At 67.0% G+C, this 23,613-nt stretch carries 9 protein-coding genes; 8 read left to right on the top strand and 1 reads right to left on the bottom strand.

The window, feature by feature from the left end; all coding sequences use genetic code 11:
* Window positions 1-531: 531 nt before the first annotated feature.
* From NE857_RS19245 to NE857_RS19225, 5 genes are all read left to right on the top strand, one after another.
* Window positions 532-873: a DUF6507 family protein gene (locus tag NE857_RS19245; protein ID WP_254417047.1), complete on the top strand. Its 342-nt coding sequence runs from the start codon at window positions 532-534 to the stop codon at window positions 871-873.
* 76 nt (window positions 874-949) lie between these two features.
* Entirely contained in the window at window positions 950-3,829 is a 2,880-nt protein-coding gene (locus NE857_RS19240) for a hypothetical protein (protein WP_254417046.1), read from the top strand.
* Between the two features lie 109 nt (window positions 3,830-3,938).
* Window positions 3,939-4,733, top strand: coding sequence for an immunity 49 family protein (locus NE857_RS19235; RefSeq protein WP_254417045.1), 795 nt, complete (start codon window positions 3,939-3,941; stop codon window positions 4,731-4,733).
* A 65-nt stretch (window positions 4,734-4,798) separates the two neighbouring features.
* On the top strand, window positions 4,799-6,259 hold the full coding sequence (locus NE857_RS19230; RefSeq protein WP_254417044.1) for a DUF6177 family protein: 1,461 nt from the start codon (window positions 4,799-4,801) through the stop codon (window positions 6,257-6,259).
* Between the two features lie 189 nt (window positions 6,260-6,448).
* Window positions 6,449-8,023: a 3'-5' exonuclease gene (locus tag NE857_RS19225; protein WP_254417043.1), complete on the top strand. Its 1,575-nt coding sequence runs from the start codon at window positions 6,449-6,451 to the stop codon at window positions 8,021-8,023.
* 44 nt (window positions 8,024-8,067) lie between these two features.
* Here the strand turns inward: NE857_RS19225 and NE857_RS19220 are convergent, their stop codons facing one another.
* Window positions 8,068-9,717, bottom strand: a complete 1,650-nt coding sequence (locus NE857_RS19220) for an HsdM family class I SAM-dependent methyltransferase (RefSeq protein ID WP_254417042.1) — start codon at window positions 9,715-9,717, stop codon at window positions 8,068-8,070.
* A gap of 386 nt (window positions 9,718-10,103) precedes the next feature.
* Here NE857_RS19220 and NE857_RS19215 point away from each other — a divergent pair, with 386 nt between their 5' ends.
* The 3 genes from NE857_RS19215 to NE857_RS19205 all read left to right on the top strand — a co-directional run bounded on the left by NE857_RS19215 (window position 10,104) and on the right by NE857_RS19205 (window position 23,586).
* Window positions 10,104-16,349 carry a protein kinase domain-containing protein gene (locus tag NE857_RS19215; RefSeq protein WP_254417041.1) on the top strand — a complete coding sequence of 2,082 codons (6,246 nt, stop codon included), beginning with the start codon at window positions 10,104-10,106 and terminating at the stop codon, window positions 16,347-16,349.
* Between the two features lie 158 nt (window positions 16,350-16,507).
* Window positions 16,508-19,498 (top strand): DEAD/DEAH box helicase, encoded by a 2,991-nt coding sequence (locus tag NE857_RS19210; protein ID WP_254417040.1) that lies wholly within the window; start codon window positions 16,508-16,510, stop codon window positions 19,496-19,498.
* Entirely contained in the window at window positions 19,498-23,586 is a 4,089-nt protein-coding gene (locus NE857_RS19205; RefSeq protein ID WP_254417039.1) for an Eco57I restriction-modification methylase domain-containing protein, read from the top strand. Before NE857_RS19210 ends, NE857_RS19205 begins: the two co-directional genes overlap by 1 nt.
* The last annotated feature ends 27 nt before the right edge of the window (window positions 23,587-23,613 follow it).

Raw genomic sequence — 23,613 nt, 5'->3', positions numbered from 1 at the left:
CCCCTCCAACCGGGTGAGCCGGTGCGCCGCCGCACGCTGCGCGGCCTGCTCCGCCGAGGACAGAGCGGGCAGCGCCAGGGAGCGCACGTCCAGGCGGCCGCTGGAGGTACGGTTCGGGGCGGCGGATACCGAGGCCAGGATCCGGCGAGAAACTCCGCATCCACATGGACACGGGCAGTGCCTCAGCGTGTCCAAGGTCCGGGGTCAAGGCCCCTGCCGGAACCGGATGACCGGTTCCGGCCAAATGCTCAGCGAACCGGCACCGCTCTCACCTGTGCGGCCTCGTTCTGTCGGCCACTATCCGTGTGTGATGCCTGACATATGCTCGCGGCTTCCGTTCAGCAGACCACCTCTGAACTGGACTTCTTTCCTTTGTGCAAAGTGTGTGGTGCCGCCAGCCCCGAGTGGCTGTGTGTCGTATCGGCCTGCCATGCTGTGACGGTTCAAATTGGTAGAAATGCAACATTTTTGCATTTTTCTTCACCATTGCGCCTGTGAGGCGCCGCTAGCCGCAGGAACGGAGAAGCGTCCTTGTCCGATTGGAGCATCCAACCCGCCGAGGTCAACACGGTTCTGGTCAACGTCGCCGACCACATCGGTGACGAAGAGGGCACCGGTGGGCTGATCGGTGAAGGTGTCTCGCTCGGTGAAGCGCTCCAGGAGATGGATACCGCGGCGGGAAGCGTCCCCATCTCCGTGGCGCTCGGGGAGTTCGCCGCGCACTACTTCGGCCTTTTCGGTGACGCGGTCGGGCTCAGTGTCAGTGCTGTCTCAGGGGCGGCCGAAGCCACCGGGCACTACGTGGACGGCGATCTGGAGATGGCGGCCGAAGCCCAGGCCACCGCGAGCACGATTCCGGACTCGGTCAACTAGCCCGAAGACCGCCCACCCCGCTTGGTCCCGTCCCGCCGCAGCGGGCATCACCCTCTGACACCCCCACCCAGGATCGATGGATACCTCCCCTACCTCCTCCTTCGTCGCCAACCTCGATAGCTGCTCGCCCGCTTCCACCGACGGCGGCGTTGTCCCCGGCCTGATTCCCATCCCCAAGGTCGACCCCGACCAGGTGGAGGAGATCGCTGCCCGCCTGCTCAAGATCGGCGAGGCGATCGAGAACGAAGGCGCGGACATCAAGGCCGCTTGGGCAGGGCTCAGCGCTGTCTACATCGCCCCCGAGTCCGAGCAGCTGCTGACGGTAGTTGACCCGGTCGCCGCGGACACCAGCGAGATCGGAGACGGGGTCACGGACGCCGCGAACGCCCTGACCGCGTTCGCGGAGACAGTGCGCCCCATCAAGGCGGATCTCATCGCCATGAAGGGGGAGGCCGAGGCCCTACGGAAGAAGCTTGACGCCGACGAGGACTGGCGTGACGACGATGATCTTCTCGAGGACAACAACGATCTGAACACTCGGATCGCCACCGCGGTGCAGGACTACCAGGCCGCGGAGCGGGAGTGCGCAAACGCGATCGGTGTGAACTACGGCGGTACCCGTTTCAAGGTCCACAGTCACAAACAGAGCGGTGACCAGACCGCAAACAATCCCGGGGAGCGGGACGTGGAGCTCTACGGCTCCTCGTTGCCTCCCGAACAGCAGTCCAATCCTTGGGGCGGCCAGGCGGAAGCGGCCACCAGCCATCTGGCCGACGGCCTCTGGGGGATCGCCGACATCGTGATCGGGGCAGCGGTCTCCATCGGTGCCGCCACCGGTGTGTACAAGGACGGGAGGTGGGAGTACCCGCTCGGCTCTGAACAGTGGGAGAACACATTCGAGTACGGCAAGGAATGGCTCCACGGTGTGGGTGACCTGACCGGCTTCTGGGTCGATGGGCAGCGTGTCCACCCTGAAAACGCGGACGAGTGGTGGGGGAACGTCCGAGGTCCTCTGGGGGAGACCCTTGATTCGATCGTGCCGGTGAGTGAATGGGACGAGCGCCCCATGTACACCATCACGCACGGCGCGGCGAACCTGGCACTGATGGGCAACCCCCTGGGCCGGGGTGGTTCGGATTCTGGCTCCTCGGTGGACGGGTTCGGATCGGATTCCAGACCCTTGGGGGAGAGCCAGAACTTCCACACCGATACGGGTAGCGGTTTCAACGGCACCGACAGCGTGACCACGGATCCGGCCGGGCCTACTGCGCCTGGGGCCGGTGACCTCGCCCCGGTGGGCGTCATGAACGATGCCCTCGGCGATCTCGGCAACCAGGTCGGTGGGCACAACACCGGTGGTGACGGAGGCGGTCCTTCCGGTTCGGGGTCAGATACCCCGACGTCCACCCTCACGGAGTCGTCCCCCACAGAGTCGTCGGGCTCATCGCAGCCCCAGTCCTCTCCTGACTCACCGAGTACTCAGACTTCCTCCGAAACCTCAGGCACCCCGGGGTCGGAATCCTCGTCACAGAACAGCGGTTCCACGGACTGGGGCGGTTCTCAGGACTCCTCGCCCCCGACCCGTTCCGAGGGGGACGGCCCCGGGCAGACCAGTGCTTCGGACTCCGTGTCGCCCTCGCGTTCCGACAGCGACACCACTGTGCGGGACCTGGCGGACAACCCTCCGAGCACCCCGAACAATTCCTCCGAGTCCCCGTGGGCGACGAGCCCGGACAGCAGTGGAACCAGCGGCACCGCGCAAGACACATTGGCCCCCACTCGGGACGGCGACAGGGGTGCCCCGCCGCCACGCGAGGAATCCGGAGTGCCGACGCGTGATAACCAGGGGTCCGACAGCTCTCCGAGTGGCGCGACGGATACTGGCAGCGGCGGGCGCGGTGGCAGCAACGGTGACGGTGGGATCCCGCCCACCGGAAACGGCGACGGTAGCGGCTCAGGTACGGACGACGGCCGGGGCTCGGGGGACGGAACCGAGAGCGGTCCGCGGACCGTGGCCGACGTCTACAACTACTCTTGGCCGAGTGACGAGGCGTTCCGCCGCGACATGGAAAGGCTGGTCAACGACAGGGAGAGTGGTGTCTTCGAGGAGTTCTACAAGGACAACGGCCATAGAAGAAGCCAGTACCAACGGGTGGGTGTCCCGTCCAGGGAGCTACCCATGCTGGCTGGTGCCGACAACAAGCCACCATGGGTCCTCAAGGACGACCTCGACGAGCCGCCGAAGCCCAAGTACATGAACGACGAGCGTCCGATCTTCCCCTTGGCCGACGGGGAACAGGGGCCCGAGAGCCTCAACAAGGCGGCCATGGAACGGGCTGAGGCCATGAGCGCGCAGAGGGACGCCGAGGCCAGACTCGAGGAGGCCGAGAACAGATTCTTGAATTCGGGCAAGGACGTTCCTCCGCAGGATCTTCTCGACCTGAGGGGCGAGGTCAGCAAGAAGACGGGCATTTCCAGCGATAAGTCCGAAAAGTTCGGTGAAAAGGTTGCTGAACATGCCATCCGGGAGAGGTTCCCGAATGCTGAGCTTCTACCGAAGCCCGATGGTCTTCCAGGGAACGGGAACGACCAGTTCGATCACATCTGGGATCTGGGCAATGGCGAGTTCATGATCGTCGAGGCAAAGAGTAACATCGGCACGGGACTCAATCATCGAAAGGTGGCTGCGGAAAGCGGTGGAGTGGAACTGGTCTCCCAAGGTTCTCGAGGTTACCTCGTCAGTATTCTTGAAGCTATGGAACTCAGAGGGCGTGACAACGGAACAGCGGAAGAGCAAACAGCTCGGGATATCTTGGATCTGATTGAAGGGGGTCAAACTTCGAAGGTGCGCTACATGGAAGTTCGGGGCAGGTATGCTGATGGGGTTGATGCGGAGGGGAATATCCTGCCTAAGAGTGCCTATGGTGGGTATGGTCTTGCTGAGTATGATTATTAGCTAGGGGGGTTTTGTTGTGCGTTCGATTTCTGCACATAAGGTGTGGTTTCCTGCTTTTCCGAGGCGAATTCCTACATTGCCAGAAAGGAGGGCCAGTGCAATTGCATCGGTGGAGGAGCATCCGGGGCGCCTAAAAAGTAGGTCGAAGGCGTTTCTGGGCGATGCTCGGATTGCTTTGGCTGTTGATCCGGTGGCTCGTTATATCGAGACGTGGTACGCCTGGACTGCTGCGATGCAGATGTATCGTGCGATCTTCGCGGTCAGTACTACCCCTGATTCCCAGATGGTCGAGTGTATGATCGATCACAAGAGGCGAACCCTCAAGGGGAGTGGGCCTCAGAATTATACGAGCGCTACCAACTTGATCACCGCGTTCGAGCTTTCGGTCACGTGCCGTGATCAGCAGTTGTGGGACAAGATGGCGGCGATCCCGGTGGAGGTTCTGCGTGAGTCGGGTGAGAGCTGGGGCACCACTTACGGCAGCTATATCTACCCTTGGGTTGCTGCGATTCAGGCGTTCATGAGGAATGATAGGGAAGCTCTTTTTCGGGAGTTGGAGAAGGCGATTGTTCTCACTGGCCCTGAGCATGTCACCTTCGGGCACGAGGAGGTTGACAAGCTGGTATTTCCGGTGATGAACACGTTCCGGTGCCTGATCCAGTTCGACGCCCCTGGTTTCAATGAGGCTCTTGCCCAGGGGCTGGAACTGCACAAGGACTACTACACCGCGGATGAGGAAAGATCTAAGCACGAAAACGGTATTGTTCCGCTGGGTCTCCTGGCCATGGCTTGTATGGCCTATGACCGGAACCGAAGTCACGGGGACTTTCCGTTGGAGGTGGAGTCGGATTATCTCCCCGACTGTATTCTCCGCGGTGCCTGGTATGGAGAGTTCGACCTCTGACTCATCCGCTCACCCACCGCCCCCACAACCCGTCAGTAGACCCCGACTCGCCGCCGGAGACCCCTGTGTACCGTGACCTGGTCGTGCTCCTCAACGAACACCCGACCCTGAGCGGGCTCACCGAAGCCCTGCTCGCGGCCGGACCGGAGCTCCGGGTGCGGTTGGCCGCTGACGGCGCCGTGGTCGAACTCCGCGACGACAGCGGACGACTGCTTGCCGCGGTTCGCGCTGCCCAGCGGCTCGCCGTCTCCGCGGAGGCCGACCGGGTTCTGGATCGGGACGTTACCGACGACTTGCCCGCACAGCCCTGGTGGGTCGAGGGCCGCCTTACCGCGGCCGGGGCGGCCGACTCCACCGCGAGGGGCGCGTTGTCACGCTTCGCCCAGGTCCTGACCGAACGGTACGGCGGTGTGATCTGTGAACCAGAACGACAGCTGGGGAAACTCGACGGTTTCCTGACCCAGGACGCCGAGCATCCCGGTGTGGCCGCTGTGACCGAGCACAGCCTGGTCGTCGTCGAGGATCGCCCACTGGTCACCTTCTCCAGCTGGTTGGTCGACATCATGGCCGCGCACAGGGGCGAAGAACGGGGCCTCCAACTGGTGACGCCGTCCACGTCCCGGCTCACCCCGGCGATGGAAACCCTGCTGACCACACCCCTGACCCGCTGGGTGGTGGTCGGTTCTGACGGCGGCTACTACGACGGCTGGTCCGGTGTGCCACTGGGCTGGCACGAAAGGTACGGGTTCGTCAGCGATGCCCTGGCCTTCCGTGCTGACGGTCCACACCCGGACTTCACCGCGGGCACCGCACCGGTTGACCCTTCGCACCTTCCCGGTAACCGGGAAGGCGGCCACCAACTTCTGGTGGACCTGAAATCCCGGCATCCGGCCGAAGCCGACCTGCTTCTCGGCGAGGCCGTGGAGCTGGTCACCGAAACTCTGGCAGGAACCACCCCTGCGCTCTTCGGGCCCAACGAACCCGTCTGCCTGCCCTGGGACCGCGGAAGCGTGACGCGCCTGTGCCGTACACGCGCTCCCGGGCCGACCCTGCTGGTGTTCGGCGGGCACCCGGAGGCGGTGCGCCCGCCCGGAACCCGTCCGTTCAGCGGGACCTTCAAGGTGAAGCGGATCGAGGAGGGGGTCCAAGAGTCGGTCTCCCTCACGATCGGCTTTGACCCGGGCGAGGAACCGGACCTGTCCGTGTTGTTGCCGCTGGTCCGTGAACTGTGTTCCCGAAATGTGCTGCACACCATGGTCGTGCGCCACCGGTCGGGGTTCAGCGATCTTTCCCGGGCCCCTCGTGCTTCGGGCACGCTCGCCCCGGCCGGGATCGCTCTGGGGGTGGACAACGTCATGTCGATCGGGGTCGACAGAGCCCTGTCCTCTCCCGTCGACACGACCCGGATCGGCCCGCGACTGACACCTTCCGTCTGGTACCGGCTCGATGCCGCCGACGCACCTGACCCCTGGAACCACTTCCGTTCTCTCCTGTCGCACCTTCAGTCCAGCCGGAGCACGGTGTAGGAGCCTCTCGCAGGGCGCACAGCCGTCCGGCGGGAGTATCTGGGGCAGGGGATCGGTGTCATGTTGTTTCCCGAGCGGAGTCAACGCCTGGGGATAGCACGGCGTCACCACTGTGGCGTGTGCGCCCCCTGACCGTCGTGAAGCCGCTGTGGCGGTCGGGAGAAGGGCCCCGCCGCCTCCGACCCCGTCATGGAAGGCATCACGATGTTCAGCCAGGGCCACCTGACCCGAGGCCACGGGGCCGACCCCCGTCGGATGACGTACGCCGTCGTGGACCTGGAGACCACCGGCCTGCACCCCCAGGCCGGGCACCGGATCTGTGAGGTGGCCGTCGTGCGCATGCGCGGCGACGGCACCGTCCTCGACGAGTACTCCACCCTGGTCAACCCCGGTATGCCCCTGCGCAACTCCGAGTTCCACGAGATCACTGACGCCCAGGCCGCGCACGCCCCCGTGTTCGCCGACATCGCCGGTGACCTGGTCGCCTACCTCTCCGACGCCGTGGTCGTCGCGCACAACCTGCCCTTCGAGGAAGGCTTCCTGAAGGCGGAGTTCGGCCGACTCAACGTCAGCGCCCAGGGGCTCCCCGGGCTGTGCACCCTCCACACTCTGCGCACCCAGCTGGACCGGTACGGGTACAAGCAGAACCAGCTCTACCAGCTGATGACGGGGGAGTGGATGCGCGGCCAGCACCACGCCCTCGCCGACGCTCGCCACCTGGCCCGCATGCTCTCCGTCCTGCTCAACGAGAGCCCTCAACCGCTGGCCTGGGCGGGGCCCAACCCCATGACGGCCCCGCCGCTGCCCCGCACCGGACGTATCGCCCCGCGCACCTTCGGGCTGCGCAAGGGCCAGGAGGGGTGGCTGGCCAACGTCGCCGCCGGCCTGCCCGACATGAACCCCTCGCCCCGCCCGCACCCCCAGGGGGTGGCCACCTACCGTTCCGCGCTCGGCCACGCCCTCGAGGACGGCAGGATCGTCGGGGAGGAGGCCCACCACCTCGCCGAACTCGCCACCGCGGCCGGGCTGACCCAGACCACCATCCGGCAGGTTCACGAACAGGTGCTGCTCGAAGCCCGCGCCCGCGCCGAGGCCGACGGCGTGGTCACCAGCACCGAGCTCCGGGAACTGGAGAAGGCCGCTCGCAACCTCGGCGCCGGGCACGCCATCAAGGACCTGCTCTACGTCGCCGAACAGGAGAAGGCCCGCAAGAACGGCCCGCTCAAGGGCTGGCGGATCGTCCCGGTGGGGGACTCCCCGGCGATCAGCGCCGTCATGGACCACGCCGTCTCCCAGGGCGCGACGGCCGGGGTGAAGATCACCAAGACCGTTCGCCTGGTGATCGCCGATCCTGGTACTTCCGACCCCAAGATCGACCACGCCCAGCAGGAAGGCCACCGGGTGGTCACCCCGGCCCAGGCCTGGGACGTGCTCCGGGCCGCTTCGGACCGCCGCGAGGCCGGGCTCTTCGCCGACAGCGGCAGCGCCCAGGCGGCCGCGCGGATGAGGTCCGACTCCGCCGAACAGGAGGAGAAACGCCCCTGGCAGAGCTTCTGGCGGCCCCGGGAGCTCGGTGCCGGTGAGTACCACCAGAGGTTCGTGGCGCCCTTCGAAGAGCGCGATCGTGCCCGGGCAGCTGCCGCGGCGTCGTCTTCCGCCGCCGCTCAGGCTGAGCGTAAGGGGTGCTGCGCCGGTTCGCTCTTGCTGTTCATGGCCACCGGTGCCGCCGTGACGACCACGCTCACCCACCTCTGGCCGCTCTGACCCCCGTTGTTCACCACACTGGTCACCACGCGGAGCGGCTGGTCTCAGGAGTCCTGCTCCGGGGCCAGCGCTCCCGAGGTCAGACCCTCACGGGTCAACTCGGCGGCTCTGTCCGCCAGAGCTGACAGCTCACGTGCGCGGCGTTCGAACTCTCCCAGGGCACGGAAGGCCGCACCGTAGCGGCGCTGCTCCTCCGGTTCCAGCTTCGGGACCCGGGCGGCGCGGGCGTCGGTGCGGTAGGTGCCGCTGGCGCTGGTAGAGCGCCGGGTGTTGGCGGCGGCGGTGAGGAATCCGTTGAGGAAGTCCGAGTCCAGCCGCTGGTCGACCGCCCGCGGTCTGTCCCCGTCCAGCTGGACCAACCCGGCGTCGACCAGGTCCCCGACCCGCACCTGCTGCTCCAAGCGCTCCGCCGTACCCGCGTGCACGATGGGCAGCAGCTGGCCCAGCTCCCCGGTCAGCCGCTCCAGGTCGGCGCGCACCTCGGCCAGGGCTTCGGGGATCTCGGCCAGGTCCGGGGCCACGTGCCGGGCGGGGGAGAGGTCGACATCCTCGGCCAGCAGGTCGATCAGCGGTATCTCGGCGCCCGGCCTGTCAGGCAGTTGCCAGGGCTGGTCGGGGTCGGCCCCGGTCAGGTCCCACATTCGCACAGCCGTGGCCGCGTCCTCGCGTTCCACCGGTCTGCGCAGCAGCCACAGGTGCACCGGCTGGGAGTGGGAGGAGGCCAGGCCCGCGGGCAGGGCGATCACGTCGGTCAGCAGACCCCGGCGCACCAGCTCGGCGCGGATCCGCCGCCCCGTTCTCCGGTAGGCGCAGGAGGTGGACAGCACCACGGCGGTCTGCCCACCGGGCGCGGTGTGTGCGTAGGCGTGTTGGAGCCAGGCCAGTTCGCCCTCGGCCTTGGGCGGTAGCGCCAGTTCCCAGCGGGGGTCCATGAGGAGTTCCTCCCGGCCCCAGTCCGTGGTGGCGGGCGGCGGGTCGCACACCACCAGTTCGGCCTGTTCCCCCGGCCAGCGGTCCTCGCGCAGCGAGTCCCCGGTGGCGAACTCGGCGTCGGTGAGCTTTTCGATCCGGGCACGTGCGGCGGCGAAGCGCACCGCGTCCGGGTCGGTGTCCTGGCCGCGTCGCCGCGCCTGCGGAGCGCCTACCGACAGCAGTAGCGCCCCGCTGCCGCAGGCCGGATCGAACACACTGGCCGCGTCGGTACGGGTCAACGCCGTCACCGCCCGGACCAGGCGCGCGGTGGACGTGGCCGCGGTCCCGGCCCGCTCGCTGGAGTTCAGGAACCGCTCGGCGAGCGCCCGCGACACTTCGGCCGCGGAGGTTTCCCGGACCAGCTTGTCGGCCTGCTCGACGGCGGCCGCGCTCAGCTCGCCCGACCCCCCGGCGGGGTCTTCCAGGTATTCGGCCAGGTCGGCCAGCCCGGTCAGTATGTTCCCCGGGTGGTCGCCGCGCAGGGTGTGCCAGAGCCGTACTTCGGGGGATTCCTGGGCGCCCTTGTTCTGGCTCTCCAGCCAGGTCCGCACCTGGGCGAGCGGGAAGAGCGGGCTGGAGGAGGTGCCCCCGCTGGGGGCGGGGAAGTCGTCGTGGCGGCGCCGCCAGTTGGACACGGCGGCGCGGGTCACCCCGGCCAGCCGGGCGATGTCGGCGGCGGTGATCTGCTGCTCGTCGGTACTGGCCTGGGCACGGGAATCCATGGAGGTCACAGTACACGGATACTGCTCCCAACCCCAGGCCTGGCCTGTTGGCCGCGTTAACGACCGGGGTGGGTTGGGTGGCGGGGCGGGGTGAACGCAGTGCCGTTCGGGACAGGAGTCGGCCGGTGTGTCATCCGAAAGGGTGCCGGGTGCGTCTTCTGGGGGTAGGGGGACAGTGGTGGGCTCTGATGGCCCGGCAGGCTTCCTGTCCCGATGGGTTGTCGTGCCACCAACTCACATGTATGTTTGCTATGTAAACAGCTTGCATGGTGGATCGAGAAGATACCTGTGCACGTGAGGCGAACGTGAGCGCCACCCCTGGGAGGATGGGGCGGCGCTCCCGCAGGGCGCACGGACACGCGGGTCGAGAGTGTGAGGGCACAGCGATGCAACGGCAGATCGTGGCGGACCGGTTCCGCCTGAAAGAGATCATCGACCGCGGCAACATGGGCGAGGTGCACCGCGCGGAGGACCTCGAGACGGTGCTGGACGCCAAGGACCACGAGGTCGCCCTCAAGCTGATCCTGCGCCGCCGCTCCGGAGCCCCCGTCGACCCCCGGGACAAGTCGGTCCGCCGGTTCGCGCGCGAGGTCGCCATCATGCGCAAGCTCGACCACCCCCGCATCCCCAGGGTCATCGACGGCGGCGTGGACGGCACCGACGGCGACCACCTGCCCTACCTGGTTATGGAGCTCCTGGACGGGCACACCCTGCGCGACCTCAACGACGATGCGCCCCAGCTGCCGGTCTCGTGGGCGGCCGCGTTCGGGGCCCAGATGGCCGACGCCCTCTACGCCGCCCACGCCGAAGGGGTCATCCACCGCGACCTCAAACCCGCCAACGTGATGATCACCCGCGGCGGCCTGGTCAAGGTCCTGGACTTCGGCATGGGCCTGATCGTCGACGACCCCGACGCCACCAAGCTCACCAGCACCCACACCACCGTGGGCACCGCCCGCTACATGGCTCCTGAACAGTTTGAGGGCGGCAAGGTCTCCCGAGCCGCCGACCTCTACGCGCTGGGCTGCGTCCTCTACGAACTCCTCTCGGGTGCCCCACCCTTCGACGGCGCCACCAATTTCGAGCTGGGCTACAAGCACAACAACGACGAGGTCCCGCCCCTGGGGCTGCTCCGCAACGACATTCCCAGCGAGCTCACCTACCTGCTCGAACAGCTTCTGCAGAAGAAGCCCGCGAACCGCCCGGTCAACGCCGCCGAGGTGCGCCAGGCCCTCCTGGCCGTCGTCACGGACGAGGGCCAGGTCTCCGGCTGGGCCGACTTCGACCCGCGCGCCCACCTGCCCTCCGCCGTTCCGGCCGCCGTCCTGACCGACCCCGCCGGGCAGCGGCCGCACAACGCGCCCCTAGGCGTGATGGACGTCTTCTCCCTGCACGACCAGCTCATCGGGGACTACCGGGACTTCACCGAGGGCGGCACCACCATCCGCGACGACCGGATCGCCCAGTTCCTCAAGGAGGACCTGGACGGCAAGTCGCAGTGGCCCGACCCCTGGCTGTCCCTCAACCCCTTCTTCGCCTCCGGCGGGACGGTCCCCGAACTCGTCAGCGAGGGGCTGCTGCACGCGGAGGCCGCTCGCATCTTCCAGGCGAAGAAGAAGGAGGGCAGCACGGTCTGCGACGGCAAACCGCTCACCCTCCACCGCCACCAGCGCGAAGCCATCGAGGCCGCCCGCACCGGCCGGTCCTACGTGCTGACCACCGGCACCGGCTCCGGTAAGTCGCTGTCCTACATCGTCCCGATCGTCGACCGCGTCCTGCGCGAACGCGACCGCGAGAAGGCCGAGGGCCGCCGGACCAAGCGGGTCCGCGCCATCATCGTCTACCCGATGAACGCCCTGGCCAACAGCCAGATCAAGGAGCTCACCAAGTTCCTGGTCGACGGCTACGGGGCGGGCCGCGAACCGGTCACCTTCGCCCGCTACACCGGCCAGGAGAGCGAGCAGACCCGCAAGAGCCTGCGGGACGACCCGCCGGACATCCTGCTCACCAACTACGTGATGCTCGAACTGATGCTCACCCGGCCGGGCGACCGCAAGTCCCTCATCAAGATGGCCAGCGGCCTGGACTTCCTCGTCTTCGACGAACTCCACACCTACCGGGGCCGCCAGGGCGCTGACGTGGCCATGCTCATCCGCCGTGTCCGCCAGGCCTGCGATGCCCCCGACGTCCAGTGCGTGGGCACCTCCGCGACCATGTCCTCCGAGGGCACCGCCGAGGACCAGCGGCAGACCGTCGCCGAGGTCGCCACCAAGATCTTCGGCACCGAGGTCCGCCCGGACAACATCATCACCGAAACCCTCGTGCGCGCCACCGCCGAGGGTGAAGCACCGGTCCCGGCCGAGCGACTGAGGGCCCCCGACGCCCCGCGCGCCTACAACGACCTGTACCAGGACCCCCTGGCCCGGTGGATCGAGTCCACGTTCGGGTTGACCACCGACCCCGCCGGCAGGCTCGTCCGGCAGCGCCCCACCAAGGTCGAGGACGCCGCACAGGAACTGTCCCGGGACACCGGTGTGCCCGAGCAGCAGTGCGTGGAGGCGATCCGCCGCACCCTGGAGGCGGGCGCCGAGGCCTTCCACCCCGGCAACCGCCGCCCCCTGTTCGCGTTCCGCCTGCACCAGTTCCTGTCCAAGGGCGACACGGTCCATGTCACCCTGGAAGACCCCGAGACCCGCCACCTGACCCGCGAGTACCAGCTGGAGCGCCCCGGCCACGACGGCCACGTCCTGCTGCCGCTGTCCTTCTGCCGCGAGTGCGGTCAGGAGTACATGACCGTCTGGCGGGTGGAGAAGCCCACCGGCACCGTCTACCAGTCCCGGCGCGACACCACCGCCAGCTCCGACGGGGCCTCCGAGGGCTACCTGTACGTCTCCCCGGAAGCTCCCTGGCCGGACAGCCTGGAAGCGGTCCTGGACCGCAACCTGCTGCCCGAGTCCTGGACCGAGGCGGACGACAACCACCAGGTGAGCGTGCGCAAGAACTACCGCGACAACGTTCCGCGCGCTGTCACCGTGGACGTGCTGGGCCGCGAGGGCGAGGACGGGCTGCACGCCGCGTTCATCCCGGCCCCCTTCCTGTTCTGCCTGCACTGCGGGGTCAGCTACGAGAACAAGCGAGGCAAGGACTTCGCCAAACTCGCCAGCCTGGGCCAGGAGGGCCGATCGTCGGCGACCTCCCTGGTCTCGGGCACGATCGTGCGCTCCCTCAAGGCGGTGCCCGCCGACGCCCTGCCCAAGGAGGCCCGCAAGCTCCTCACCTTCGTGGACAACCGCCAGGACGCCTCGCTTCAAGCCGGACACTTCAATGACTTCGTCCAGGTCACCGAGCTTCGCGGCGGCCTGTACCGGGCCCTGGTCAAGGCCGAGGAGGAGGGCGAGGGGGGCCTGACCCACGAGAACCTGGCCACCCGGGTCGCCGAGATCCTGAAGCTGACCCCGGAGGACTACACCAAGTCCGGCAGCGTCGCCCCGCGCCTGGCCAAGCAGGCCGCCACCACCCTGCGCGACGTCCTCGCCTTCCGCCTCTACCTGGACCTGGAGCGCGGCTGGCGGGTGACCATGCCCAACCTGGAGCAGACCGGCCTGCTGCGGGTGGAGTACGCCGACCTCGACTGGACGGCCGAGCAGGAGGACCTGTGGTCCACGGCCGCACCCGAACTCCGCGCCACCGAGCCGCACGTGCGCAAGGTGATCCTGCGCGCCCTCATGGACGAGATGCGCCGCGGCCTGGCCATCGACACCCCCTACTTCCGCGACGAGAGCTTCGAGTCCCTCCAGACCGCCAGTGAGACCCGTCTGGCCGACCAGTGGGTGCTGTCCAAGTCCGACCGCCCCCGCGTGGGCATCGCCTACCCGCAGCCCTCCGGGCGCGGCGCGGACCGCAGCGGGATCTTCCTGTCCGGCCGCGGCAAGTTCGCCAAGTACCTCGCCCGCGCCCACAAGGAGTTCAGGAACCTCGGCGCCGACGAGCTGCAGAAGGTCATCGCGGACCTGCTCTCGGCGCTCTCCGAGGCCGGGCTGGTCAACAGGGTCGAGGTGGCGCCGCGGGGGCGCCGCAACCGCTTCCACCGCACCGACCAGGACACCGCGACCGGCTACCAGGTGGACGCCGCCTGCCTGGTCTGGCGGGCCGGGGACGGCAAGTTCGGCGCCCAGGACCCGCTCACCCGCACCTACGCCAGCGGCGACGGGCCCCGCGTCAACACCTTCTTCCGCGACCTGTACCGGGGCGCCGCCGCCTCCCTGACCGGCCTGCTCGCCCGCGAGCACACCGCCCAGGTGCCGCCGGAGGAGCGGGAGAAGCGCGAGGGGCTGTTCAGCGACGCCGAGCTCAAGCTCCTGTACTGCTCGCCCACCATGGAGCTGGGGGTGGACATCAAGGAACTCAACGCCGTCATGATGCGCAACGTCCCGCCCACCCCCGCCAACTACGCCCAGCGCAGCGGCCGCGCGGGCCGCGGCGGCCAGCCCGCCCTGGTCACCACCTACTGCGCCACCGGCAACAGCCACGACCAGTACTACTTCCGCCGCTCGGAACGCATGGTGGCCGGGGTCGTGCAGCCGCCCAGGCTGGACCTGGCCAACGAGGACCTGGCCATCGCCCACCTCCAGGCCATCTGGCTCGCCGAGACCGACCTCCTGCTGGGACGCGCGGTCCCCGAGGTTATCGAGATCGCCTACGACGAGGAGCAGCGCGTCCCCGACCCGGCGCTGCCCCTGCACGACACCGCCCGCGACGCCATCTCCGACCCGGCCGCCCAGCGCCGCGCCATCGCCGCGGCCCGCGAGGTCTTCGCGGACGTCTTCCCGCAGCTGGAGCAGATGACCTGGTGGGACGACTCCTGGCTGGAGCGGGTCATCACCACTGCCCCCGACCGCTTCGACCGCTCCTTCGACCGCTGGCGCGACCTGTTCCGGGCCGCCCTGGTGGACCAGGCCGAGCAGAACCGGCGCGTGCTCGACCACAGCCTCAGCGAACGCGACCGGGCCCAGGCCACCAACCGCCGGAGGGAGGCCGAAACCCAGATCACCCTGCTCAAGAACGAGAGCCAGGACAGCAAGTCGATGATGAGCGACTTCAACCCCTACCGGTACCTGGCCAGTGAGGGTTTCCTGCCCGGCTACTCCTTCCCGCGCCTGCCGCTGGCCGCCTACATCCCCACCCGCCGCAGCCGCTTCGACGAGGGCGACTTCCTCCAGCGCCCCCGCTTCGTGGCCGTGCGCGAGTTCGGCCCGGGCGCGCTGATCTACCACGAGGGCTCGCGCTACCAGGTCACGCGCGTCCAGCTCCCGCCGGACTCCGCCGGGGAACTGTCCACCAGCAAGGCCGTGCGCTGCCAGAACTGCGGCTACCACCACGACCCCGAACGCCTCGCCGACCGCTGCGAGCTGTGCGAACAGCGGTTGGGCGCCTCCACCCACGGGCTGCTCCAGCTGCACACCGTGTACACCACCAAGCGGGAGAAGATCTCCTCCGACGAGGAGGAGCGCCGCCGGGCCGGTTTCCGCCTGGTCACCTCCTACCGCTTCCAGGACCACGGTGAGCGTCTGGGCCGCCAGGACGCGCAGGTGTCCGACCCGGTCGGGAAGCTGGCCACCCTGCACTACGGCGACTCCGCCACCGTGCGCATCACCAACCTGGGCCGCCTGCGCGCCAAGGAGAACGAGCCGGACGGTTTCTGGCTGGACCCGGTCACCGGAAAGTGGCTCAACGAACAGGACGCCAAGAAGGCCGTCGGCGACCAGATGGAACTGCCCCTGGTGGAGGGGACCGGTGAGGAGCGCGGCACCCGCAAGCGCGTCATCCCCTTCGTGGAGGACCGCCGTAACATCATCGTGCTGAGGTTGGCGGAGGCCCTGCCACAGGAGCAGGCGCTGACGCTGATGTACGCGCTGGAGCGGGGGATCGAGGCCGCCTTCGAACTGGAGGACGCCGAGCTCACCAGCGAGCTGCTCCCACCCGAGGACGGCCCCCGTGACCGGATGCTGTTCACCGAGGCGGCGGAGGGCGGCGCCGGTGTGCTGCGCCAGCTCCAGGCCGACCCGGAGAAGCTGGCCAGGGCCGCCAGCACCGCACTGGCCATCTGCCACATGGACGCCGACGGGGTGGACTTCGAGGACGCCGGTTGCGCCCGCGGCTGCTACGACTGCCTGCTCACCTACGGCAACCAGTTTCACCACCAGCTCATCGACCGGCGCCTGATCCGGAACCTGCTGCTGCGCCTGGCCGACTCCGAGACCCTCACCACCGGTCAGGGTGTGTCCCGGACCGACCAGATGGCGGCGCTCAGCTTCCAGTCCGACACCGCGCTCGAACAGCGCTTCCTCACCTGGCTCAAGGACCACGGCTACCGGATGCCCGACGAGGCCCAGACCCTGGTCGCCGAGGCCTCCGCCAAGCCCGACTTCGTCTACCGTCTGGCCGGAGCCCAGGTCGCCGTGTTCGTGGACGGGCCCGTGCACGAGGACGAGCGGATCGCCCAGCGCGACGCCGAGGCCGAGGAGCGCCTGGAGGACGCGGGCTGGGACATCGTCCGGGTGCCCCACGACGCCGACTGGAAGGTGATCATGGACCGACACGAGTCCTTCTTCGGCCCCGGCTCCCGCCGCTGACCCCCTGACCCTGACCTTAACCCCCGTGATCTTGCTACCAGAAGCAAGTTCGGCGCCGAACTTGCTTCTGGTAGCAAGATCACGGAGGGGCAGCCACCGTAGATTTCCGAACGCTGACCCCCCGCGACACCCCCGTGAGGAACGAGGAACTCCGTCACATGACCACCACGTACGCACCCGGATCCCTGGTCTCGGCCCGGGGCCGTGAATGGGTGGTGCTCCCCGAAAGCGCCGCCGACATGCTGGTGCTGCGCCCCCTGGGCGGCAGCGACGACGACGTGGCCGCGCTCTTCCCCGCCTTCGAGAAGGTGGCTGCGGCTACCTTCGACGCGCCCGATCCCACTGACCTGGGCAACGCCGAGGCGGCCGGGTTGCTGCGCAGCGCCCTGCGGATCGGGTTCCGCTCCGGGGCGGGTCCGTTCCGCTCACTGGCCGGGATCGCCGTGCAGCCGCGGGCTTACCAGCTGGTGCCGCTGCTGATGGCTCTGCGCCAGCAGACCGTGCGCATGCTGATCAGTGACGACGTGGGTATCGGCAAGACCATCGAGGCGGGGCTGGTCGCTTCCGAACTCCTCGCCCAGGGTGAGGCGAAGGGCCTGGCGGTGCTGTGCTCCCCGGCCCTGGCCGAGCAGTGGCAGGAGGAGCTGCGCACCAAGTTCAACATCGACGCCGAGCTGGTGCTGGCCTCCACGGTCTCCCGCCTGGAGCGCGGGCTGGACCTGGGGCAGTCGTTGTTCGACAAGCACAGGCACGTCATCATCTCCACCGACTTCATCAAGTCCACCCGGCACCGCGACGACTTCGTCCGCCACTGCCCGGACCTGGTGATCGTGGACGAGGCGCACACCTGTGTGTCCGCCGACGACACCAAGGCCAACCAGAGCCAGCTGCGCTACGAGCTGCTGCAGAAGGTCGCCGCTGATCCGGAGCGCCACTTGTTGCTGGTCACCGCCACCCCGCACAGCGGCAAGGAGTCGGCTTTCCGCAACCTGCTCGGCCTGGTCAACCCCGAGCTGGCCACCGCCGACTTCGATAAGAAAGCCGGGCGTGAGCTGCTGGCCCGCCACTTCGTGCAGCGCAAGCGGGCGGACGTGCGCCAGTACCTGACCCGCGAGGGCGACGGGCTGGCGGACGACTCCCTCGCGGAGAAGACCGCCTTCCCCTCGGACCGCCAGTTCAAGGACGAGAAGTACAAGCTCGCCCCCGAGTACAAGAAGCTGCTCGAAGACGCCATCGCCTACGCGAGCGAGCGCGTCGAACAGGCCGGGGCGCCCGGCGAGCGCAACTACCGGATCGCCTGGTGGTCAGCGATCGCCATGCTGCGCTCCCTGGTCTCCTCACCCCGGGCCGCAGCCAAGACCCTCACCACGCGTTCGGCGGCTGCGGCGGCCAGGACCGCGAAGGAGGCCGACGAGCTCGGTGCCCCGCTGGTCCGTGACTCGGTTGACTCCGACCAGCTGGAGGGGATGGACACCGCCCCCGGCGCCAAGTCGGATGAGGGGGAGGACCAGGCCAAGCACCCGCTGTTGCTGCTCGCGGAGCGGGCCGAGCAGCTGGAGGGCCCCGCCAAGGACGCCAAGCTCAAGGCCCTGGTCAAGCACCTCAAGGACCTGCTGGCCGACGGCTACAACCCCATCGTCTTCTGCCACTACATCGACACCGCCGAGTACGTGGCCGAGCACCTGGACGGCAAGCTCAACGGGCGCGCCAAGGACGGCAAGCCCGGCTGGAGGACCACCGTCAAGTCGGTCACCGGCACGCTTTCCCCGCAGCAGCGCGTCCAGCGCATCGAGGAACTCGCCGAGGAAGCGGCGGCCGAGGCCGCCCGCGAGGCCGAGGCCGAGTCCGAGGACGGGGCTGGTGCGGGTACCGCTGCCCGCCGTGTGCTCGTCGCTACTGACTGCCTGTCCGAGGGCGTGAACCTCCAGCACTACTTCGACGCCGTCGTCCACTACGACCTGGCGTGGAACCCCACCCGACACGACCAGCGCGAAGGCCGTGTGGACCGCTACGGGCAGCGGCGCGACCAGGTTCGTGTCATCACCCTGTACGGCGAGGACAACGGCATCGACGGCAACGTGCTGGAGGTGCTGCTGCGCAAGTACCGGCAGATCCGCAAGGACCTCGGCATCGCCGTCTCCGTGCCCGATGAATCCTCGGCCGGGGTCACCGACGCCATCGTCGACTGGCTGCTGGTGCGCTCCCGCTCGGGTGAGCAGGAAGCCCTGTTCGGCACCGACCAACTCACGGTCCGAGCCGACGAGCTCGAAGCCCAGTGGAAGTCGGCGGCGGACAGGGAGAAGCTCTCCCGCTCCAAATACGCCCAGCGTGCCATCCACCCCGAGGAGGTGGCCCGCGAGGTCGCCTCGGTCCGGGCGGCCCTGGGCGGCACCGGCGAGGTGCGTGCGTTCGTTGAGAGTTCGCTTCGGGAGCTGGAGGCGATCCTGCGCCCCACCCCGGACGGTTTCACCGCCGATGTGTCCGGGACCCCGGTCGGGCTGCGCGACGCCTTCTCCCCGGTGCTGGGTTCTGCTGCTGTCGAGGACGGCAAACCCTTCCCGTTCCGTGATACCGCCGCTGTTGCTCGGGGGGAGGCGGCACTGGTCCGGACTGATCCCCTGGTGGGGGCCCTGGCCTCGCACGTGCTGGACGCTGCTTTGGATCCCGACACCGCTGGGCCCCGGCCCGCGCGCAGGTGTGGTGTGGTCCGTACTTCGGCTGTGGAGAAGCGAACCACGCTGCTGCTGGTGAGGTACCGCTTCCATCTGACCTTGCCTTCGAGGCACGGAACCAAGCAGCTGGTGGCTGAGGACGCCAAGCTGCTGGCCTTCCGCGGGGCGCCTGATCGTGCCGAGTGGTTGGACCCGTCCGAGGCTGTTGCGCTGCTCGACGCCCGGCCGGACGCCAACACCGATCCCGCGTCCGCTGAACGCTCCATGACCAAGATCCTGGAGGGTCTGCCCTCGGTCTCCGACCGCCTGGTTGAGTACGGCCGTGAGTTGGCCGATGAGCTCACCGAGTCTCACCGCCGCGTGCGCGGGGCTTCCGGTGAGATCCGCCGTGGTCTGAAGGTCGTACCCCAAGAGCCTGCCGACGTCCTCGGCGCCTACGTCTACCTGCCCGCCCCCGCCGCCGGAGGTACTGCCTGATGTCCGCCATCGCCAAGAACCAGGTGTTCACCGCCGTGCACACGGTCGGGGGGTTGCTGCCCGCCGACATGCTGGTGCGCATCGCTGAGGGCAAGGACGTTGCCGGCTCCAAGCCCTCTGACTATGGGGTTGTGGGCTCACGTTCGGTGAGCGACGACGCCGAGCGGCACTGGGAGTTCCTCAAGTCGGTGTGGAAGGACCTGCGCAAGCGGCTTCCCACCGAGAAGGACGGGACCCCTGCCGGTGACCCGACCGGCCTGGCCCTGAGCCAATGGGTACTGCCGCTCTTCGACGAACTCGGCTTCGGCCGGTTGGGGGAGGTCGGTTCGGGGCGGGTCGTCGCCGACGATGACCCGGAGAAGGTCTTCCCGCTCAGCCACCGCTGGCACCACGTGCCGATCCACGTTCCGGTGTGGGGTACCGAGCTGGACAAGCGTCCAGGGGGAGCGGGGACCGTTCCGCCGCAGTCGCTGGTGCAGGAGGCACTGAACCGGACTTCGGCGCACCTGTGGGCGGTGGTCACCAACGGGCGGCAGCTGCGGCTGCTGCGGGACTCCAGTGCGCTGGCCACGGCGTCGTACGTCGAGTTCGACTTGGAAGCGATCTTCGACGGCGAGCTGTTCAGCGAGTTCGTGCTGCTGTACCGGCTGCTGCATGCGTCAAGGTTCGAGGTCAAGGAGGATGAGCCGCCCGCCGCTTGCTGGCTGGAGAAGTGGCGCACCGACGCCATCACGTCGGGCACGCGGGCTCTTGAGCAGTTGCGCAAGGGGGTGCAGGAGGCCATCACCACGCTGGGGACCGGATTCCTCAAGCACCCGGCCAATGGTCACTTGCGCGAGAACCTGGATGCCAAGGATCTCCACGCGGCTTTGCTGCGCATGGTCTACCGGCTGCTGTTCCTGTTCGTGGCTGAGGACCGTGAAGCCCTGCACCCGCCGGAGGCTTCGGAACAGGCCAAGGAGCGTTACGCGAAGTACTTCTCCTCGGAGCGGTTGCGACGCCACGCTCGCCGCCGTCGGGGTACTGCGCATGGGGACCAGTACCGGGCGCTGAGCATCGTGCTGGACGCCCTGGGCGATGTGAACGGTCGTCCCGAGCTCGCTCTGCCGGGGATCGGTGGTCTGTTCACTGACACGGAGGTCGACGCTCCGCTGCGTGGCCTGGAGCTGTCCAACGATGCGCTGCTGGGGGCGGTCCGGCACCTGGCTCAGGTGCGTGACACGGCGTCCAAGCGCTGGCGTTCGGTGGACTACCGAAACCTGGACGCAGAGGAGCTGGGGTCTGTCTATGAGTCGCTGCTGGAGCTGGTGCCTAGGCACAGTGCCGCTGAGCGCACCTTCGAGCTGGTGGAGATCGCGGGGAACGACCGCAAGACGACGGGTTCGTACTACACGCCTTCCTCACTGATCGAGACGCTGCTGGACTCGTCCCTCGACCCGGTCATCGACGACGCCATCAAGCGGGGGGAGGTGGAGGCCAGCGCTGCGGGGCAACCAGACGAGTCCGAGGCGATAGTCGCTGAGCTGCTCAAGCTGAACGTCTGCGACCCGGCTTGCGGGTCCGGGCACTTCCTGGTTGCGGCGGCGAGGCGTATCGCGAAGAAGGTCGCAGCGGTGCGTGAGGGCAACCCGGAGCCGACCCTGGACGCGGTTCGTGCCGCGATGCACGAGGTGGTGGCCCACTGCATCTACGGGGTGGACCTCAACCCGATGGCGGTTGAGTTGGCCAAGGTCTCGCTCTGGTTGGAGGCTCTGGAACCGGGGAAGCCGTTGAGTTTCCTCGACGCGCACGTCAAGCGAGGTAACGCGCTCATCGGTGCGACTCCGAAGCTGCTCCGCGACGGTATCCCCGATGCTGCCTTCATCGCGACCGAAGGTGATGACAAGAAGCACGCCAGAGCCTTCGAGAAGATCAACGCGAAGGAGCGCGGCGGCCAGGAAAGCCTCTTCGACCTTGATGAGGACGCGGTCAAGGTCAGTAATACCGACTTCGCTCGTGGGTTGCAGCGCATCACCTCGGTGAGCGTTGATTCTCTGGCTGATGTGCTCCGGCAGGAGGAGGCATACCGGGAGTGGGGGAGCTCTGAGGAGTACGCCAGGGCGCAGCATGTCGCTGACGCCTGGTGTGCAGCCTTCATGTGGGTTAAGACCCCGGAATACCCGACACCGATCACCCAGAACGTCTTCAAGGAACTGGAGAATCCGGAGGGCGCGGGCGGCTCGGTTGAGGTTAACGACGAGATCGTTCGTCTGCGCGAGCAGTACCGTTTCTTTCACTGGTACCTGGAATTTCCAGACGTCTTTGTGGTCCCCGAGTTGGATGCAGGTGCCAACGAGGATACGGGCTGGAAGGGCGGGTTCGATTGTGTAGTTGGCAACCCGCCGTGGGACAGTGTCGAGCTCAAGGAGCAGGAGTTTTTCTCTCAGCGGGACCCAGGGATCGCCACTGTCGCTCGGGCCTCGGAACGTAAGAAGCTCATCGCAGCGTTGAAGGATAACCCGGAGAAGACTGGTCTCTACCAGGAGTACGCTGATGCCAAGAGGAAGGTCTACGCGGAAAGCCACTTTCTGCGCCGGTCCGGTCGCGTTCCGTTGACAGGTCAGGGAAATCTGAACGTCTACGCGGTCTTCGCCGAGACGGACCGAATACTCCTTGCGCCCAAGGGGCGTTCGGGTCTGATCGTCCCGACTGGCATCGCTACCGACGCGCGAACGCAGTACTTTTTCAAGGATCTGGTGAAGACCGGTTCTATCGCTGCGCTCTACGACTTTGAGAATCGTAGTGGCTTGTTCCAGGCAGTAGACTCTCGGATGAAGTTCTGCATCCTGTCTATGGCTGGGCGAGGCCTGCATGAGGCTGTGGCATCGTTTGCCTTCTTTCTGCGTGATCCAGTGGAGCTTGACGATGTTAACAAGTCGTTCGCGCTGACTCCGGAGGAAATCCAGCTCCTTAATCCCAACACGGGCACTTGTCCGATCTTCCGTTCTCGTCGTGACGCGGATATTACCCTGGCAATTTACAAGCGGATGCCTGTCCTCTTGAAAGATGGCGACTCAGCTGGCAACCCCTGGGGTGTGTCATTTTTGCGCATGTTCGACATGGCCCATGACTCCCATTTGTTCTATTCCCGTGATCAGTTGGAGGGGGACAATTGGGACCTTATTGGCAATGTCTTTGTCAAGGATGACGAGCGCATGCTGCCGCTGTACGAAGCAAAGATGATTCACCACTATGATCACAGATGGTCGACTTACATTGAAGATGGCGGGACACGAGATGTGACGCTCGACGAGAAAATTGATCCAAGTGCCGAGGTTATGCCAAGGTACTGGGTGGCAGATCATGATACTGAGGGCGTGGAGGTGGGCGCTAAAAAGGAGTCGATCAAATACCCTGGTGTTCAGGGTCGGTTTGACTCTGCTGGATGGGATCGTGATTGGCTGCTTGGCTGGCGTGATATTTGCCGTTCTACTGATTTGCGCACTGCAATCGGGGCGTTCATTCCTAGGGTTGCAGTTGGCGACAAATATCTATTGATGCTCCCGAATGTTGAACCTGCCATGGCGTCTGTTCTTGGGGGACTTCAGCAATCTTTTGTTTTCGATTTTTCTAGTCGCCAGAAGCTGGGTGGAACTTCAATGAAGTTCTTCACGTGGAAGCAGCTTCCAGTTATTCCTCCTGGGTCTTTGTTTGGTCATGTGGGGATTATTTCTTCTCGTGTTCTCGAGTTGACTTATACTTCTTTTGGTATGGCGTCCTTCGCTCGAGATCTGGGATATGAGGGGGAGCCGTTCCGATGGGATGAGGAACGGCGTGCGGTGATGCGGGCGGAGCTAGATGCTCTGTTCTTCCACCTCTACGGGATTGACCGTGATGACGTGGACTATATTATGGAGACTTTTCCGATTGTGAAGAGGAAGGATGAGGCCAAGTACGGTACCTATCGCACCAAGGACCTCATCCTGGAAATCTACGATCGGATGGCGGAAGCTGGGGTCTCGCTCGACAACCCCCTGATCGACGGTGAGAATTTCACTTCCGCACTTACCCCGCCGCCTGGCCAGGGTCCCCGGCACGCTCCCGCCTGATCCGCCAAGCACAAGGCCCCGACTGCT

Source organism: Nocardiopsis exhalans (genome assembly GCF_024134545.1).
Classification (GTDB): Bacteria; Actinomycetota; Actinomycetes; order Streptosporangiales; family Streptosporangiaceae; genus Nocardiopsis; species Nocardiopsis exhalans.
The sequence above is the reverse complement of the archived record's forward strand: the minus strand, read 5'-3'. Positions and strand labels throughout refer to the sequence as shown.

Bases quoted from the DNA above. Each gene is read 5' to 3' on its own strand.
- NE857_RS19240 (WP_254417046.1), top strand. From the start codon at position 950: ATGGATACCTCCCCTACCTCCTCCTTCGTCGCCAACCTCGATAGCTGC.
- NE857_RS19225 (WP_254417043.1), top strand. From the start codon at position 6,449: ATGGAAGGCATCACGATGTTCAGCCAGGGCCACCTGACCCGAGGCCAC.
- NE857_RS19220 (WP_254417042.1), bottom strand. From the start codon at position 9,717: ATGGATTCCCGTGCCCAGGCCAGTACCGACGAGCAGCAGATCACCGCC.
- NE857_RS19215 (WP_254417041.1), top strand. From the start codon at position 10,104: ATGCAACGGCAGATCGTGGCGGACCGGTTCCGCCTGAAAGAGATCATC.
- NE857_RS19210 (WP_254417040.1), top strand. From the start codon at position 16,508: ATGACCACCACGTACGCACCCGGATCCCTGGTCTCGGCCCGGGGCCGT.
- NE857_RS19205 (WP_254417039.1), top strand. From the start codon at position 19,498: ATGTCCGCCATCGCCAAGAACCAGGTGTTCACCGCCGTGCACACGGTC.